This is a genomic window from Paracidovorax anthurii, assembly GCF_003269065.1.
Taxonomy (GTDB): Bacteria; Pseudomonadota; Gammaproteobacteria; order Burkholderiales; family Burkholderiaceae_C; genus Paracidovorax; species Paracidovorax anthurii.
On sequence record NZ_QLTA01000123.1, the window covers coordinates 1 to 1,344 of the forward strand.

The window sequence follows — 1,344 nt, forward strand, 5'->3', positions numbered from 1 at the left end:
GTCGTCCTCAAACCGTTCTGGTGGCCGCCATGGCATAAATCCGTCTGGGGTTGGGGCTATGCCGTCTTCGAACTGATTTGTGCAACAAAGCCATTCAGAGTGCCCACAAAAAATATGAACTGGACAATGAAAAATCCGTCGGGTCACTGAGAGCATGAGCGAAGCCAAAGAAGGCATCCTCGCTCTCAACGACAGCGCAAATGCCCATGCAACTGCATTCAAGGTGAACGACGGCGTGATCTCCCTGTTTGATCCGGACATGGGGGAATTCAACATTTAAATGGGTGAGCTTGGTAAATTCCTGGCATACGGCACTGGTCCGTCTCTGGAGTCACTCCAGTTGCTGTGTCGCGCGGGCTGAATGGCCCGCAGACGCCCGGGCCGCAGCCCGCGCTCAGCGGCCGGTTTGTTCAGCACTTCAATGCCACTCCGATACATGGTGATGCCACCAGCCATGCCCACAAGACCTCGCTCGAATTGCGCAGTGATATTTCTTTTGTCATAGAAATCTGTGGTGTGTAGGGCTATGTGCCTTGTGGCGTGAAATTTCCATGGATGTTACAATGGGTAATTCATTTTCCATTCTGCACGATATGAGTTGGTCTTCACGGAAAAATATCTTTAGCCTCACCGCGACTGCAGTGGTCCTTTTCTTTCTCGGCGGGTGTGCGGGACCGAAACAAACAGAGTTGAAAGCTTCCACACGCACCACAGCCTTGGTGCTTGAAGAGCCCATCGTCTGGAGGCAAAGCGACAACTGGACTGGCGAGATGGAAAGCCTGCTTGCTGCAGGAAAGTATGCGGTTATTGGTGAAGATGACGCCGGCACCTATTACAAGGGCGAGGCTCAATGCTATACAGAGATGTTTGTTGTGCCTAACTGGAACTCGGCAGGCGCCAAGCCAGGAGACTCTGTGACTGTCGATTGTGGCGTCTACGTACCCTTTAACAGTTCACGTGAGATTCGTTTATTTTCTGTTGAAGGGACACAGGTAATTCGCTCCAAAGGCGCAGTGATAAAAGCAGCTGATAAAAGACTAAGCGGAAGTGGGGATCTTATCAACACCACAAATGCAGCAATCATTAATTCTTCTGCATCACCACTGCAAAGTGGAATTGGTGCAGGAATAGGAACGGCAATCGCTATCGGTTTGATTGAGCACCAGAGGGGGGCTTTTCAGAAAAACAATATCGTTAAGCCTCCAGCTGCCTTGGTCATCAAAGTTCAAAAACAGCTGAGAGAATAATTAGGGCGGTCTCAAATCTGAAATGCAACACCTGGCCCATGAGGTAGGGTGTGAAGATGACGAGAAGATTCCAGCAGTTGCAGCCTGAAGAGCGGGT

General features: G+C 50.5%; 2 protein-coding genes. Both read left to right on the forward strand.

Going from position 1 to position 1,344, the window contains the following annotated elements; translation table 11 throughout:
* Positions 1-154: 154 nt before the first annotated feature.
* On the forward strand, positions 155-280 hold the full coding sequence (locus tag AX018_RS25975) for a hypothetical protein (protein ID WP_281269576.1): 126 nt from the start codon (positions 155-157) through the stop codon (positions 278-280).
* A gap of 271 nt (positions 281-551) precedes the next feature.
* On the forward strand, positions 552-1,247 hold the full coding sequence (locus AX018_RS25090) for a hypothetical protein (protein WP_146749466.1): 696 nt from the start codon (positions 552-554) through the stop codon (positions 1,245-1,247).
* Positions 1,248-1,344 lie beyond the last annotated feature (97 nt).

Coding starts and splice junctions, on each gene's coding strand:
- AX018_RS25090 (WP_146749466.1), top strand. CDS start 552: ATGGATGTTACAATGGGTAATTCATTTTCCATTCTGCACGATATGAGT.
- AX018_RS25975 (WP_281269576.1), top strand. CDS start 155: ATGAGCGAAGCCAAAGAAGGCATCCTCGCTCTCAACGACAGCGCAAAT.